The organism is Streptomyces sp. NPDC015139 (assembly GCF_043079785.1).
Taxonomy (GTDB): Bacteria; Actinomycetota; Actinomycetes; order Streptomycetales; family Streptomycetaceae; genus Streptomyces; species Streptomyces albidocamelliae.
Genome location: NZ_JBIBUW010000043.1, coordinates 1 through 15,305 on the forward strand (window position 1 = coordinate 1; position 15,305 = coordinate 15,305).

General features: G+C 63.9%; 8 protein-coding genes and 1 pseudogene. 3 read left to right on the top strand and 6 right to left on the bottom strand.

Going from position 1 to position 15,305, the window contains the following annotated elements; all coding sequences use genetic code 11:
- Nucleotides 1-526 precede the first annotated feature (526 nt).
- The gene (locus ACF08B_RS40895; RefSeq protein WP_392322115.1) at nucleotides 527-1,999 is read right to left on the bottom strand and encodes an aldehyde dehydrogenase family protein; all 1,473 of its coding nucleotides are present in this window, start codon (nucleotides 1,997-1,999) and stop codon (nucleotides 527-529) included.
- Between the two features lie 441 nt (nucleotides 2,000-2,440).
- Between ACF08B_RS40895 and ACF08B_RS40900 the strand changes: the two genes are divergently transcribed.
- Nucleotides 2,441-4,621 (top strand): phosphocholine-specific phospholipase C, encoded by a 2,181-nt coding sequence (locus ACF08B_RS40900; protein WP_392322116.1) that lies wholly within the window; start codon nucleotides 2,441-2,443, stop codon nucleotides 4,619-4,621.
- 696 nt (nucleotides 4,622-5,317) lie between these two features.
- Here the strand turns inward: ACF08B_RS40900 and ACF08B_RS40905 are convergent.
- Nucleotides 5,318-6,829, bottom strand: coding sequence for an RICIN domain-containing protein (locus ACF08B_RS40905; RefSeq protein WP_392322117.1), 1,512 nt, complete (start codon nucleotides 6,827-6,829; stop codon nucleotides 5,318-5,320).
- 378 nt (nucleotides 6,830-7,207) lie between these two features.
- Between ACF08B_RS40905 and ACF08B_RS40910 the strand changes: the two are divergent.
- A pseudogene (locus tag ACF08B_RS40910) lies at nucleotides 7,208-7,803 on the top strand (transposase); the annotation flags it as partial.
- Between the two features lie 81 nt (nucleotides 7,804-7,884).
- Here ACF08B_RS40910 and ACF08B_RS40915 read toward each other — a convergent pair.
- From ACF08B_RS40915 to ACF08B_RS40930, 4 genes are all read right to left on the bottom strand, one after another.
- Nucleotides 7,885-8,925, bottom strand: coding sequence for an ABC transporter permease (locus tag ACF08B_RS40915; protein WP_392322118.1), 1,041 nt, complete (start codon nucleotides 8,923-8,925; stop codon nucleotides 7,885-7,887).
- On the bottom strand, nucleotides 8,925-10,520 hold the full coding sequence (locus ACF08B_RS40920) for a sugar ABC transporter ATP-binding protein (RefSeq protein ID WP_392322119.1): 1,596 nt from the start codon (nucleotides 10,518-10,520) through the stop codon (nucleotides 8,925-8,927). Before ACF08B_RS40920 ends, ACF08B_RS40915 begins: the two co-directional genes overlap by 1 nt.
- Before the next feature lie 5 nt (nucleotides 10,521-10,525).
- Nucleotides 10,526-11,569 (bottom strand): substrate-binding domain-containing protein, encoded by a 1,044-nt coding sequence (locus ACF08B_RS40925; protein WP_392322120.1) that lies wholly within the window; start codon nucleotides 11,567-11,569, stop codon nucleotides 10,526-10,528.
- Between the two features lie 112 nt (nucleotides 11,570-11,681).
- Complete coding sequence (locus tag ACF08B_RS40930) at nucleotides 11,682-13,799, bottom strand: glycoside hydrolase family 27 protein (protein WP_392322121.1); 2,118 nt, start codon at nucleotides 13,797-13,799, stop codon at nucleotides 11,682-11,684.
- A gap of 932 nt (nucleotides 13,800-14,731) precedes the next feature.
- Here ACF08B_RS40930 and ACF08B_RS40935 point away from each other — a divergent pair.
- Nucleotides 14,732-15,271, top strand: a complete 540-nt coding sequence (locus ACF08B_RS40935) for a transposase (RefSeq protein ID WP_392322122.1) — start codon at nucleotides 14,732-14,734, stop codon at nucleotides 15,269-15,271.
- Nucleotides 15,272-15,305 lie beyond the last annotated feature (34 nt).

Consider the following 15,305-nt stretch of genomic DNA (forward strand, 5'->3'; position numbering starts at 1 on the left):
TGTTCGTACGCCTCCGCGGTGACATTGGCGTGCGCGGCCAGGTCGGCGGGCGGCGCGAACCTGCGTTCTTCCTTGAGCAGGTTGGCCAGGCTCTCACCACTCATGGAATCTCCTTACGTTGGATGAGGGGCCGGGCAAAGGCCGGATGAGGGGTGCGACCACCGCGGTGATCCGCAGTCTGCCCGAGGAGGATCAGCGCGCCGGAACCTGTCGGCGGAGGCTTGCGGCCCTGTGCGGTCGTCGGCACCGTCAATGGGTTCAATTGGTTATGGCCTAGGCGGTCACGGCGCAGGTGATGCTGCAGCCGGATACTCGCAGTCGCCGTTGCTCCGGTGCACCGTCGGAGGGAGGCTGGTAGGCCGGGCACGGTAGAAGAGCATGGCGACCAGACGTACGGGCCTCGGCAGTGCTCCACCCGTCGACATCCAGTGAAGGAGCCTGCGAGCTCCCCGAGTTCTCCACCCCGTTGACGGGAGCAGAAGGGACGTTCCGCGCTCAAGGTGGTCGGTAGCACCCGGGTTCCCTCCTAGAAGGACAGGCAAGCCGAGCGCCACTCGGTGTAGAAGTCCCACACCTGCGGTGAACACTCGCGCGACCCGTACTGCGAGGTCTTGGTCCCTACATGGGGCAGATGAGCGTAGGCGTCCACGCCGGACCGGTTGATGTGCAGCATCCCCGCTTCGAGGCGTTCGACCGCGTCGTACATACGTGCGGGGGACTGGGTGAACACCGTCTCGGACCTGCCGTAGCGCACCGAATTGGCGATGCGAAGCGCGTCGTCGAATCCGTCGGCCTCGATGACACTGAGCACCGGTCCAACGCCTTCCTCGTGCGCCAGCTCACTGTCCCAAGCGACGTCGGTGAGGATCGTTGGCGCCACATAACAGCCCTCCGGTAGCCCCTCAGTGATGCGGAACCCTCCGGTGAGTACCTCGGCGCCGTCCTCCCGTGCCTTGGCGACCGCGCGCAGGCAAGCATGCATTCTGTTCTCATCGACCACCGGGCCGATCTGGGCCGCGGGATCGAAGCCTGCGCCAACTCGAAGGCCGGCGACGCGGGGCACAAGAAGGTTGAGGAACTCCCGCTTGATACGGCCATCAACGATAACCCGGCTTGTCGCGCTGCAGCGCTGCCCCGCCTGCCCGAAGGCACCGCTGACGACCGCGTCCACGGCGCGGGAAAGGTCCGCGTCGTCCAGAATGATCACTGCGTTCTTGCCACCGACCTCGAGCCGGGTACGCAGGATACGGTGGGCACCGCGGGAGTGGATTGCTGCGCCTACTGCGTAGGAGCCGGTGAAGCTGATACCCGCCACCTGAGGATTGGCCACTAGCGCCTCACCGGCTGCCACATCACCCTGGATGAGGTTGAGTACGCCGGCGGGAAGCCCAACATCGTGGAACAGATCGATCAAGAGCGCGGACGTCAGCGGAGTGTACGGTGAGGGCTTGAGTACGGCCGTGCAGCCGGAGAGTAGGGCTGGTGCCACCTTCCCCATGGGGATGGCAAGAGGAAAATTCCATGGCGAGATCAGCCCCACCACACCGATGGGCCGTCGGAACTTCATGGCCCAGGTCCGATTGTCCTCGGCGCTTGTAGAGGTTCCGCTCAGGTGACTGGCCTCTCCCGCGGTGAATTCCAAAATGGCACCGGCCTGAGCCACCTCCCCCCGGGCTTCGTCGAGTAGCTTGCCCTGCTCCCGGGTGATCGCGCCCGCGATGCGCTCGGATCGCTCTCCCAGTAGACGGCCGGCGGCCCTCAGATAGCGTGCGCGCTCGACCGGCCCTATGTCCTGCCAATCAGCTTGTGCCAGCATCGCAGCGCCGACCGCACGATCGGCATCGGCGCCACCCGACTCAACGAACTCACCGAGGTCGTCGGAGAAGTCCGCAGGGTTTACGTTGAGACGAGTTTGCTGGCTCTCTGCAGGCCGCCAGTCACCGTTGACATAGTTGAGGCGGTGCTCGGCTTGGACGCAGACTGAGTTTGACGCTGACACCTGCTCCCACCTCTTTCGCGGCCATGCGGAACTTCACGATGGCGGACACGGAACACGGTCGGCAACCGATCCCCGGCACAAGGTTGCGAATGCGGCCATAGCACGGGGCTATACAGCACGCCGAACAGGTCGGCTGAGGCTCCGCGCGTGCACCTCCTCCACCGCATGGCACCCGCGAGGTACGCATCTGCGTCTCGGCTATGACGGCTATAGGGAAGAGGCATAAAAGAGGAGTTGACCGGTCCACACCTTTAGGTGAGCATTCCTGCATGTCCGGGGCTTCCTTGCCCCGAAGTGTCGACAGATCTCAATTGCGCAACAAGGGCCAGGCTGTACGACTCGTCGGTTTTCGGTATGCGTGGAGCTGAGTAGCTGCTCCCGCTCCAGCGTCGAACGCACGCTCCACGGTCCGTCCCGCGCTGAGTAAAGAGGAAACCCCGGATGCCCAACATCGCCCGAAGAACTCTCCTGACATCCGCCACGGCCGTAGCGCTGGGCAGCGCGGTCGCTCGACTTCCCCTTTCGGGACGAAGCGTCCAAACGATTAAGGCCGATCCTGCTGCGGTCACCCTCGGCGTCCCGGACCCCAAACTGTCAAAGATCAAGCATGTGGTTGTGCTGATGCAGGAGAACCGCAGCTTCGATCACTACTTCGGCACGCTCAAAGGAGTCCGCGGCTTCGCTGATAAGAGCGTCATCAATCGCCGCGGCACGTCCAGCGCGCCGTCCAGCAAGACCATCTTCGAACAGCCCGACGGCTCCTCGACCATCTTCCCGTGGCGGATGAACCACGATGAAGGGAGCGAGGACTGGCTGAGCGCGCAGTGCAACGGTGATGTCGCTCACGGTTGGTCCGACCAGCACGAAGCCTGGAACAACGGATACATAGACAACTGGGTCGCCGCCAAAGACGACCGCGACACTATGGCCTACTTCACCAGGGCGGACATCCCGTTCCACTACGGTCTGGCGGACGCCTACACGGTGTGCGACGCCTACCACTGTTCCGTGATCGGCGCCACCGGCCCCAACCGCAACTATCTGTGGTCCGGAACCGTTGGAGCCGGTGTACCCAACGCCAATATGACTGCCCATGACGGCGGCGACTTCCTCGGTAAACATCTGAACTGGAAGACCTATGCCGAAGCCCTGCAGGACGGCGGCGTTTCCTGGAGGGTCTACCAGGTAGAGGATTACAGGAACGACCCCCGCAGGCTGAACGACGGCGTGCACACCAACTATGAGGACAACGCTCTGGAATACTTCCAGACGTTTGTGGACGCCACGGCGAACTACCCGGACTCGACGGACGCGCGGGAGCGCCAGTTGTACGAGCGCGGCATCCAGAGTGTTCCCCGCGCAGCAGGCCAGGACATTGACGAGGCCATCCTGACCGCATTCAGGAACGACGTCGTCAGTGGCAACCTGCCCAAGGTGTCCTGGCTCGTGCCGGACAAGGACTGGACCGAGCATCCGGATGCTAGCCCCAGCGAAGGAGCCGACTTCATCAAGCGGACCCTGCAGGCCCTCAACGCTGACGAGGATGTCTTCAACTCCACGGTTGTCATCATCAACTACGACGAGAACGGCGGGTTCTTCGACCATGTTCCGCCGCCCGTTCCTGCGGACGACTCGGATGACACCGAGTACGTGACCGACGGCGCCAACAGGTGGCCGATCGGTCTGGGTTTCCGCGTGCCGATGATCGTGGTGTCGCCGTGGACCCGCGGTGGGTGGGTCAATTCCGAGGTGTTCGACCACACCTCCGTCCTGCGGTTCCTCGAGCGCTGGACCGGGGTGTCGTGTGACCTGATCAGCGCCTGGCGGCGCAAGGTCTGCGGCGACCTCACCTCGGTCTTCGACTTCGACAACGCGCAAAACGGCCTGCCCTCACTGCCCGCCGTCACACCTGCTGGCCGGGATGTGGCCACCCTCCCCGTATGTAAGGGGACCACCGGCGTGGATGCCCCGGATTCAACGTCCCTGCCGGTGCAGGAAGCCGGAACTAAGCCCGCCCGGGCCCTGCCCTATCAACCCAACGTCTATCTCGACAGGTACGACGTATCCGGGGACAGCATTCAGGCCTACGTCAACTTCGAGAACACTGGCCCGCAAGCCAGCCGCGCGGCTCACTTCTCGCTCTACATCAACGCCTACCGTACCGATGGGCCTTGGCAGTACACCGTGGACGCAGGCGACGGGAGCACCCAGAGCGACTACTTCAACATCGGTTCCGGCGACGGCGACGGAAAATACGACTTCACCATTGTCGGGCCGAACCGCTTCTTGCGTCGGTTCAAGGGTGATGCCTCCACTGACGCAGGACGAGGCGCCCGGGTGAAGAGCTATTTCGCCGACGGCGGCTCCGGCGCTCTCGCCATCTATTTCGACCTCTACAACGACAGCGACGACGACGTCACCTTCACCATCACCCCCAACCATTACCGGGAAGACGGCGAGACCGTTTCCGTCTCCGCCCATGGCACGGGCAGCGACTACTTCAATCAGGTCCTCAACGCCGACGGCTGGTACGACTTCACGATCACGGTCAGCAACGATGCTGCGTGGTCTCAGCGGTTCGTGGGACACATCGAGACCGGGTCCCCCAGTGTCACCGGCTGATCAACGCCACCGCACCGTCCCTGGCAGCGCTCCAGCTGCCAGGTACGAGACGGTCAGTAGCTTTCGGTGTGGCCCCAACACTGAGCAGGCATGAGGAGTTCCGTTGATGGAGCTGGCGGCCCTGGGTAAGTATTTCCGCCTAGTCAATGCTCTGCCCGCTTCTTAGCGGTTATGGTTGTCACGGCAGGCGCGCGGTCTGACGCGCGCTGCGGACCTGTTTTCCGGTGCGCTAGGCCCGTGCCGTCGGCAGCTCGTTGCCAGCCGGCGGTGGCTGCAGGGCTCTGCCGACACCGTCCTCACGGCAGGCCGCGAAGGCCACCGTCCGAGATCGGTAGAGCGTGCCCTCTGGTGGCAGATGATCTCCCTGGCCCTCGCTTCCCTTCGGGGGCACGGCACCCTAACCCCCTCACGGGTGCCAGGCGAGGACTGCCGCGGCCGGCTGTGCGAAGCCGGCCGCGGCAGTGGGAGACGCACTGCCGGACAGAATGAATACGGAACTTCGAGCGTCACCGGCTGATGCACACCGCTGCAGCGGGCATCACTTCGCTGCCAGGAGCTTGCAGCATGGGGCGGCCGAATGCGCTCTGGCTTCGCATCGGCCACGGCCGCGTACGAGGGAAACAGCAGATAGCGCTTTTCCCCGATAGCGCGGGCCTACGGCTGCGGCGCGACTCTCGCCTGCGTAGTTCACCCTGATCAGGGTTTCACTGGCTCCCACAGCTGGTTCGGGGTGCCATAGCAGCGCCACAGGTCGATCTTGGTTCCGTTCGCCCGGGCGCCCCCGTTGACATCGAGGCACAGTCCGGATGCCACGTTGGTGATGCTGCCGTCGCTGTGGATTTCCCATTGCTGCTGAAGGCCACCGTTGCAGGGATTGGTGTCGACGGCCGTTCCCAGATCGGGAGCAGCCTCGTAGGGATCGAGGCACCGGGTCCCACCGCGGACGGTCAACTGCTGTTGAGGAGTGAGCGTCCAGACTTGCTCGGGGCTGCCGGTGCAGTCCCAGATGCTCAGCTGTAGAGAGTCGGGGTCGGCGACATCGGGGACGGTCAGGCAGCGTCCAGAGGCGAGCGAGCGCCATTGCCTGGCTGGGCTCGAGCTGGGCTCGGGGCTGACCTTCGTGTGTCTGGGCGAAGGAGAGACAGAAGCAGTGCGGGTCGGCTTGGTGCTCGGCCGAGGCCGGTACGTGACGACCGGAGACACAGAGGCACTCGGGAGGACGTGCCGATTGGGATTGATGTCAGAGGTTGGGACAACGCGCGAGCTGGAGGCATGGGCAGAAGCGGGTGTCACCGGGTGCTTCGTCTCTTCCGGAAGGAGTGTGAGCGAAAGCAACCCTACGACAGCAACTACGGGAATCGCACCCCATCCCAGCAGAAGGTAGGGGCGTTTAGCCTTCTCCGGGCCGGTGCCGCTGTCCGCGAGCGGTCGAGTGACATTCGGTCCACCTACCGGGTCAGTGTGGAAGGCGATGTAGGGAAGGCCAGCCCACTGCAGAAACGCGGAAGACAGGCAGAGGCCAAGGCGCTGGTGGAGATCGTCGAGCGTTACTACGATGGACGTGCAGGCTTGACACGATGTGAGGTGGTTTTCCAGCGTGGTACTGGTGCGGCGGCCGCTGCCACGGATGTGGGCCTCTAGCAACGACTGCATACGGTGGCACTGGTCGTCTTTCCTCAGGTCTGCGTAAATGCGCAGGCAACCATCGTTCAGCTCCTCCAATGCACGCCGCGCCAAAGCACCGACCATGGCCGGTTCGCAGCCGATGAGGAGAGCCACGGTGTCATCAGGCTCCTGCTCGACAGCCTTGTGCCACAGGGCGATCTGGTGGCGTTCATTCAGTGAGAGGTATGCCTGTTTCACCAGGTCGTCCTGGTCCTGAGAGGTGGTCGACTCCAGGAAGTGACGGGACAGACGCTCGCGCCTCTCAGAACTGCGCCAGCGCTCCGCGGTGTTTTGAACTGCGGTGAGCACATAGGGTCGCCAGGCGCCATCGGGTGCCTGTCCTCTGCGGGCGGCGTAGAGCGCGGTGGTGATGGCTTGGTCTGCTAGCTCCTGTGCGACAGGTTCGGTTCGGCAGCAGATCATTGCGTAGGTCAGTGCCGCTCGTTCGTGACGCCGGCGCAGCTCATGTGCGGTTTCGTCATTTGCCGGATCGTGCACGGATTGGGCCAGCCGCCCGTCTGGCAGCATCCGGACCTCTGTCATTCTCACCCATCACTCACGTCGTTGTGTCATCGTCGTGCACCAGCGCGTCGTCAAGATGCCATCCGACGCTATGCAGCCGCAGCGCGACCCACCACCCGGTCAATCGAATGAGATGACAATGTGATCAAGGCGGCTGCGGTTGGATTCCTCAACTGAGTATGCGGATGCGGGCCACCCTGGGGGAGCGTGACTTCCTGGCAGGAAGCCGGTTCAGGCCCCGGGGGGAGGCACATTACCTGGCATGGGGAGGATACGAGTGCATTCCTACCTCTGTCCACGGAGGGAGGCAGGCTCTGTGCGGGAGCTTGTTCGTGCCGTCCTTGGGATGCTCCGCGAAATGGTCGGCATGTTGGTCAGTGCGTTGTCCGTCCCCATGGGCTGACTGATGAGTCATGGCCGTGGTCGAGCGTTGATGACTCCAGCTCGGAAGTGCCGTCCGGTGCGTGACCGCAGGCGGACAGTGAACAGTATCCTGTGGAAGCTGTCTGCTGGGGGGCCGACGGGATCTGCCGGACCGGCACGTGCCGTGGAGGCGATTGCGCCGATGGTCGGCCAACGGCATTTGGGACCGTCTGCTAGCCCATCGGCACACGGCCCTGGCCAGAGGAGGAGGCAGACTGGCCGGGTAAGGCCGTAGGCCGGACCTGTTGTGGGTGACTCGAGGATCTACCTTGTCTGCGACAACCGGGGGTGGCCCCTGGCTTTCACCCTGAACACCGGCAATCGCATCGACTGGCACGCAGTCCGATCAGGTCATGGCGCGTGTCCGCATGAACGGTGCGGGGCGGGAGACTCCAGGACCCGTCCCGCACTCATCGCGGCGGACAAGAGCGACGCCTCCAGGAAGATCGGTCCCGCCTGCGCAGGCTGCAACTCGACCGGGCCGCCCCCTGCCGCCGTAACTGAGTTACAACCGGCTCAGTCACAACAGGGGCTCGGCCGCCAGCTATGCCAGACGAGCCATGTACCACGAGACCTGGTCACCCTCGACCGCCGAGGTTCTGACTAACATGACGTCACGGACACCCTGGATGAGGTCGCGGTGGTTTACTTCCTCATGCAGGCAGGCCTACCGCGCGGGCACCGTTGCGGCGCTGCTGGATGATGACAGCACAGACGAGGAGTAGGCCTTGGGCGATGTTCTGCCAGAAAGTGTTGATGCCCTGGACTGTGAGACCGTTCTGCAGGGCTCCCAAAAGGGCAACTGCCAGGAGGGTGCCGCCTACACCGCCCTTTCCTCCCTTCAGCGCGCAGCCGCCGAGAGCGGCCGCCGTGATGGCCTGCAGTTCCAGGCCCTCGCTGCCCGATACGGGCTGCCCAGACCCTGTGCGGGCGGTCAAGAGAATCCCCGCCAGGGATGCGATGATGCCGCTGAGCGTGTAGACGGCGAGTAGGTACTTGTTGAGGTTGATTCCTGTGAGTCGTGCTGCTGTGTCGTTTCCGCCCAGCGCGTAGACGTTGCGGCCTATGTCAGTGCGCTTGAGTAGCACGTGGAGGCACGCCGAGACTCCGAGAAGCAGCCACACCATGGCAGGAAGCCCGGCTATCCGGCCCCTGCCGAGGAAGACGAAAAGAGTGTCGTTCAGAACGTAGCCTTGGGCTCGTCCGTCTGAGATGAGCTGAGCGACACCTTTGTAGGCGGCTAGGCCGGCGAGTGTAGCAATAACCGCATTGACCCGGCCGTAGACGATGACTGCCCCGTTGAACAGGCCGATGAGCGCTCCCACGACCATGGCCGTGCCTATGCCGAGAAAGGCGTTGGATGCCGTGGCGGTGAAGGCAATAGCGCTGATCACGGATGCGAGTCCTGCTTGCGAGCCTACTGAGATGTCAAGTGCGCCGCAGATGATGACGACTGTCTGGACGACGGCTAGCAGGCCGGTGATGGTTGCGGCTTCCGCAATGACCTCGATGTTGCTCCAGCTCAGATAGTCGGGGTTCAGTACTCCAAAGAAGCACAGCACCAGCGTCAGAGCAGCCAGCAGACTAAGGTTCTGTCCGCCGACCCTGGAGAGGAGGACTCTCGGACTGTGCCCCCCCACCTGCAGATGGTCCTGGTCAGTCGCCTTGCGCTGGGCAGTGGTCGAAGCGCTCATCAGCATTCTCCATCATGGGTGGGGGCCTGGACGGGCGATGGGGGCCGATACGCGCTGTCGCCCGAGGCTAGATCGTCGGCCATGGCGAGGTGAAGGATGGCTTCCTCGGTGGCGGTGGAGCGATCCAGTTGCCCGGTGATGCGGCCGTTCTGCATGACCAGAATCCGGTCGGCGAGGCCCAATACCTCAGGTAGCTCGGATGAGATGAGGAGAACGGCGATGCCCTGGCGTGCCAGGTCGGCGATGATCTGATAGATCTCTGCTTTGGCCCCTATGTCGACGCCCCGGGTGGGCTCGTCAAGTATCAGCAGGTCGGGCCGCCGGGCGAGCCACCGGGCTAGGACGACCTTCTGCTGGTTGCCTCCGGACAGGGTCCGGACTTCCGCCTCAATGGAAGGAGCGCGCACGTTGAGGCGCTCTGCGTATTCCTGGGCAAGCTGCCGCTCCTTCCTGCGATGGACGAATCGCCACCGGCTTAGCCTTTTGAGGGTGGCGACTACCGTGTTGTCGCGGATGGTGCGGTGCAGGAAGAGCGCTTGTGCCTTGCGTTCTTCGGGTGCAAGGCCGATACCGCATCCCACAGCGTCGCGTGGACCGCGCAGCCGTGTACGCCGGCCGTTCATGGAGATGGTGCCGGAGTGCAGGCGCACATCGCCCGCCAGGGCAAGGGCGAGTTCGGAGCGGCCGGCACCGACCAGCCCGGCCAGGGCGACGACCTCACCGGCGTTGACGTGAAAGCTGATGTCGTGGATGTCCTTGGTGTTCAGGCCTTGTGTTTCAAGGACCATTCGGTCGGAGGCGACGTTTCGGCGTACGAAGAGGCTGGAGAGGTCGCGGCCGACCATGAGGCGTACGAGCTGGCTGTCAGTGGTGTCCTTGGCGTCCACGGTCCCAGCTACCGTGCCGTCGCGAAGGACGGCAATTCGGTCGGCGAGCTGAAGGATTTCCTTCATGCGGTGGGAGACGTAGATGATTGCGATGCCATCGCCACGAAGGCGACGGATGAGAGAGAAGAGAGCCTCGACCTCGTGTTCGGACAACGAGGAGGTCGGTTCGTCGAAGGCGATGACGCGGGGAGGGACCGGTCCGGTGCAGGCGCGGAGGATCTCGACGAGCTGGCGCTGTGCGGCAGTCAGTTCCGAGCCCATTGTGTCGGGCTGAAGCAGCTGGGTGAAGCCCAGGCGCGCGAGGTCTGCGCTGACACGGCGGTGCAGTTCCGCTCTGTCCAAGCGGCGGCCGGGCTTGTGTGGCAGCGAGCCCGCGTAGATATTCTCTGCGACCGAGACATGAGGGATGATTTCAGGTTCCTGGGGGACGATTCGGATTCCCGCTGCTCGGGCGTCGCTGGGTGAGGAGAGGGTGAGCGGTTGGCCGTCGAGTGTGACGCATCCGTGGGTAGGTTGGTGGTCGCCGGCGAGAACACGCAACAGAGTGCTCTTACCAGCGCCGTTCTCGCCCATCAAGGCAGTGACGCGGCCGGGTGGGAAATGAAGGCTTACGTCATGCAGGGCGTGGACGCTACCGAACTGCTTAAAGATCGCTCGGGCATCCAAGCCGATCTCTGCTGCCTCACTGTGAGGATCGCGGGAGGCCATGGCCGTCAGCTGCACTTAACGCCGGCGGCCCGCCAGTTGGCATGGTCGACCATCTTGGTGGGAGCGAAGGCCTCGACGGGAAGGGGCTTGCCGTTCCTCAGCCTGTCGTACATCGTCTGCACGGCGAGGGCGCCGATGTCGCGTCCGTTGATGAACAACGAGGCCTTCATCCCGGAGGGCTTGCCGGAGGTCCAGTCCTTGCAGGCGAGGTAGGCGCCAAGGCCTACGCCGATGATGTTCGACGGGCTGACGTGCGCATTCTGCAGAGCGGTCACGCCCCCCTGGACGTTCTCGTCATTGCATCCCCATACGATCCAGTGCTGGACACGCGGGTGCGCCGTGATAGTCGCAGCGATCTTGTCCTGCGCTCCGGTGGGAGTGTTGTCGGTGGGGACGTTGATGGTCGCGACGCTGTTGCCTGCCGACTGCTTGAACGCCTCTTGCGCTGCCTTTACTCGATCGCCACATACAGTGACATCCTGCTTCCACGCAGAGATGATGCTGGTGTCTGCAGCCTTCCACCCGGCCTTCTTGTACTCCTTGGCGGCACGCCGGCCTACCGCTGCCCCCATCTGCTGACCGCTGAATCCGATCCGCGGGACTAGGTCCTTCCTGGCACATGTGGTGGGGTCCGGACCCGACGTGCAGACCTGATCGTCGGAGGTCAGGAGTGTGACTTTGGCGTCCCTGGCAGTTCGTGCGACCTCCGGGCCGACTGCAGGATCAGGCACCACGACGATCAGGCCATTGGCTTTACGCGCGATGGCAGCCTGTACCTCACTGACGGTCTTATTGGCGTCGTTGCCCAGATTGACCACGTTGAGATGCACCCCGAGTTGGGCTGCCTTCGTCTTCGCGCCGGCTGCCTCGTCGACGAAGTACTGCTGGTCACCCTGCTTTTGCAGGTAGGTGATCGATATCTTTCCCTTGACCTGGCCTGTCGGCCCGTTAGAGACGTTGGATGTCTGTCCGGACGAGCAGCCGGTGGCGAGAACAAGGACTACTGCGCCGAATGTCGTGCCGGCCCAGCGCCTGCGCGTGGTGATCATTTGGTGCTCCGATCTCGTGTAGTGCTATTCCACGTAGGGGTGGCGGGTGGTGCAGAGATGTCCGCTCCCCGGCAGGTGGGAAGCTGTGGACTCTGCGTGCGGTGTGCTCGATTCAGCCGGTCTGCCAACTCTGGTAAATACGCGAGGTACTGCCCTTGACGACCAGCGAGATGAGGCCTCCACCCGCCGACACTGCGGCAGGTGAGCCATTGAGAGCGACCTTCTGAGGGCGCGCGAGGCTGCTCCACCCACTCCACTTCTTACCGTTGAAGGTCTGCTGCATCAGATCGCCGTCGGAGGTGTGAATGAAGACGGAGTGGTGACCTGCAAGTCCATTGGCGATGGCCGGGCTGTCGTTTGTCGCACCGCCGAGCTTCAGCCAGGTCTTGGACCAGGTGCCATTGGTGTATGAGCGGAGGTATACGGCGTGATCAGTGCCTGTGACGACAACGTCGATGCCGTTCTCGGTGGCGACCGCGGAGGGAGTGCCGGTGAAGGTGTTGTGCCTTGGGCCGCCGAGGTTAACCCACTGACCCCAGCGGCTATCGCTGAAGGTCTTCTGCTGCAGTGCTCCGTCGGCACCTCGGCCGAATATGTCGAGGTCGCCCGGCTTCCTGCTGACGGCTGCGGGGCTTGACGCAAGGGTGCCGCCGAGGCTCTCCCATGTTCCTGTCCAGGTGCCGTTCTCAAAGACGCGGCGGTAGACCTTACTGTCCTTCCCGCGCACGACGACGTCCAGACGACCAGTTACCTGGCTCGTAGCCGCGGGAGTGCCCGCGAAGGAGTTCTGGGTTGGTCCGCCCAGCCCGGCCCAGTTGTAGGTCGTCCATTCTTCACCTGTCCAGTTCCGATGCCACAGAGAGCCGCCGGTGTCGCCGCCGAAGACGTTGACGCTGTCGGGCCCCTGACTGGTGACGGCGGGATCGGAGGCGAACTGCCCCTTGGTGTCGCTCCAGGCGGATGACGGCTTTCCGGTCAGCTTGAGCATGGCGACGGCATGCGCCGCTACGTGCGCGGTATACCACCTCTTGGGTGCGCTCACATCCTGGTGCTTCCACAGGTCTCGCACCTTGACGCTGCCGGACAACCCGGTATCCGCGAAACTGACGGTAATGTCGCGGGCGACGTCGCTGGTGTTGAATAGCGCAACGGCACGGCTGCTGGGCGAGGCGAGGCGCTTGGACCATACCTGCACGGGGGAGGTCGTCGTGGTGCCGCCTACGGGCACGCCCTGCGCGCCCAGCGGGTCCTGGTCGACGGCGATGACTTCCTCGTTGGTTAGCGTGGTCAGGCTGGCGGCCGACATGGTCTGCACATCGGTGCCGATGATCAGTGGAGAGCCCATGATGGACCACATGGAGAACTGTGAGCGGGACTCGGTGTCGGTGAGGTCTTTGCGGCCCGTCTGCAGGTAGTCCGGGTCATTCCAGGCACCGGATCGCTGAGCCTCGGGGTGCTCGGCGTTCGCGCGCATGTTCCGGAGTACGTTGACCCAGTCGACGCTCGCCGGCGGCCCGAAGGCAATGTCAGTTGTGGTCCGCCACGAGGTACCCGTGTAGGGGCCGAACTTCCAGCTGTCGGCGGGCGGCTGGAAGGGATTGCAGATATTGAAGATCATCGGCCGGTGGCTGGAGTTCCCGAAGATGGCCTTTTGGTACTTCTGGTAGGTGCTTGAGGGGTCGAGCTTCATCTCATGGGCGCCGCAGAAGTCGACCTTGACTGCGTCGTAGCCCCAAGCGGCGAATGTATCCATGTCCTGCTGAACATGGTCGTAGCTGCCCTGTGTCTTTCCGCCGCATCCGTCGCGGCCGGCATCGGTGTAGATGCCGATCTTCAGCCCCTTGCTGTGGACGTAGCTGGCCAAGCTTGCCATGCCGCTGGGGAAATTGCTGTTCGGCACGATCTTCCCCTTGTCGTCGCGCTGTCCTGACCACCAACCTGCGTCGAGCCAAACGACGTTGTAGCCGGCAGATGCGAGCCCCCTCCTCTTCAGCGCGTCGGCCTGAGCTTTGATCTGGCCCTCAGTGAACTTGTCTCCGAGGCCGTAGAAGGGGTTCCACCCCATGTACGGCTTGGTGGGGGCACTGGCCGAGGCTGTAGTGGTGGAGGCGTTGGGGCGGGCATGGATGGCGGCGAGACTGGTTACGACGACCGGCGGCGCAACGATGAGGAGAGCTCCGGCTAAGACGCAGCACGTGAGGCGTTTGGTCGGCTTAACGAACTTGATCATGACGGCTCCTAGGACGCGGAAGGAGGACCTGCTGGAACCGAGCCTCAGGGGGCGACGGCGACAGCGGCACCGGCTGCTACTCGAACTCTGCTCGACGGGGCTGAGCAGTCAGGGATGACGACACCTGCGGCGGGTCGCTAGCGCGGTCGAGCCGCCCTCTGCTGGCCCATTACCTGACTCAGAAGGTGGTTGACGTGCGTCGTCGCCGCGCCGCTAAGGAGGCACGAGGCGACAAGCAGGCCACGGCTAACATCCGTTGCTTCGCGGTCCGCCGTGCGTCGTCCGGCTCTGGAATGTTGGCTCTACCTCCGATCCCTGTCAAGATATAAACATTATTAATTCCAACATGCGTCGCTGCAGTGTTGAGTCACTTGACTGGCGTCCGGAAGCACCCGCCAAGGCACCACCTCATACAGGAAGTGGTCAACTTCCCAGCTCAGCAGCCGATCTTCCGTTCCGAGGAAGCCGACTGACAACGCTCGACGGAAGGAAGCCCGAGGCTCACTCTCTCACCGATGCCGCTAGTTGTTTATCAAAACGTGTCAAGTTGACAGCGCTCGTACGGCAAGTGACTGTAAGTCAGCGATGAGCCTGTGGTCGTGGGGCAGCTGGTCGATTGACCTTACGAGAGTGAGTCAACCTCTGACTAGGAGGAGCCACTTGCGGCCTGGACGTACCGCTTGGTGGCTTCGTGTACCGCCTCCTGGCGCACCGGTCGCGCACCGGTCGCGCACCTGTACACCTACAACTCTGTTGAAACCTACGGTGGGGGCGCGGCGCCACAGAGGGCTGCGTCGATTACTGACTTCAGCTCGTCGGGGTGAATTCTCGCGAAGTCGCTGATGGGTGTGGGTGGGTGGCTGTGTCCGTGATGTGTGAGATATGCGGATGGGGGCGGGCTGACGCCCGCGGGACGTCGGCGCCGGGAGTCGGTGCGGATGCAGGCGGCGGAGCTGTTCGAGGAGAAGACCAAGCCGTCCGAGGTCGCCCGGCGGCTGAGGGTGAGCGTCAAATCGGCATATCAGTGGCATCAGTTGTGGCGGGGCGCGGGGGGTGAGGCTCTTGCCTCCCGTGGTCCGAGTGGAAGCCGGTGCCGCCTGTCCCCACGCTGCCTGGAGAAACTCACCGAGTATCTGGAGCAGGGGCCGGCCGCGCATGGCTGGGTGGAGGACCAGGTGTGGACGGCCGCCCGGGTGGCCACGCTGATCGGCAGGAAGTTCCACGTCTCCTACAGCGTCTTTGGTGCCACTCGGCTGATGCACCGGCTCGGGTTCAGCCCCCAGATCCCGGCGAGGCGGGTCGCCGAGCGTGACGAGCAGGCCGTGACCGTGTGGAAGGAGGCGACCTGGGCGGAGGTAAAAGGGCCCGGGCGGCCTGCGGGGGCTACATCTGCTTCGAGGACGAAGCCGGGTTCACCAGGCGGCCGCCCAGGGGACGGACCTGGGGCCGGCGCGGCCGCACCCCAGTCGTGAAGGTCAGCGGCCGCCGTGCGGGACGGCGGCGAGT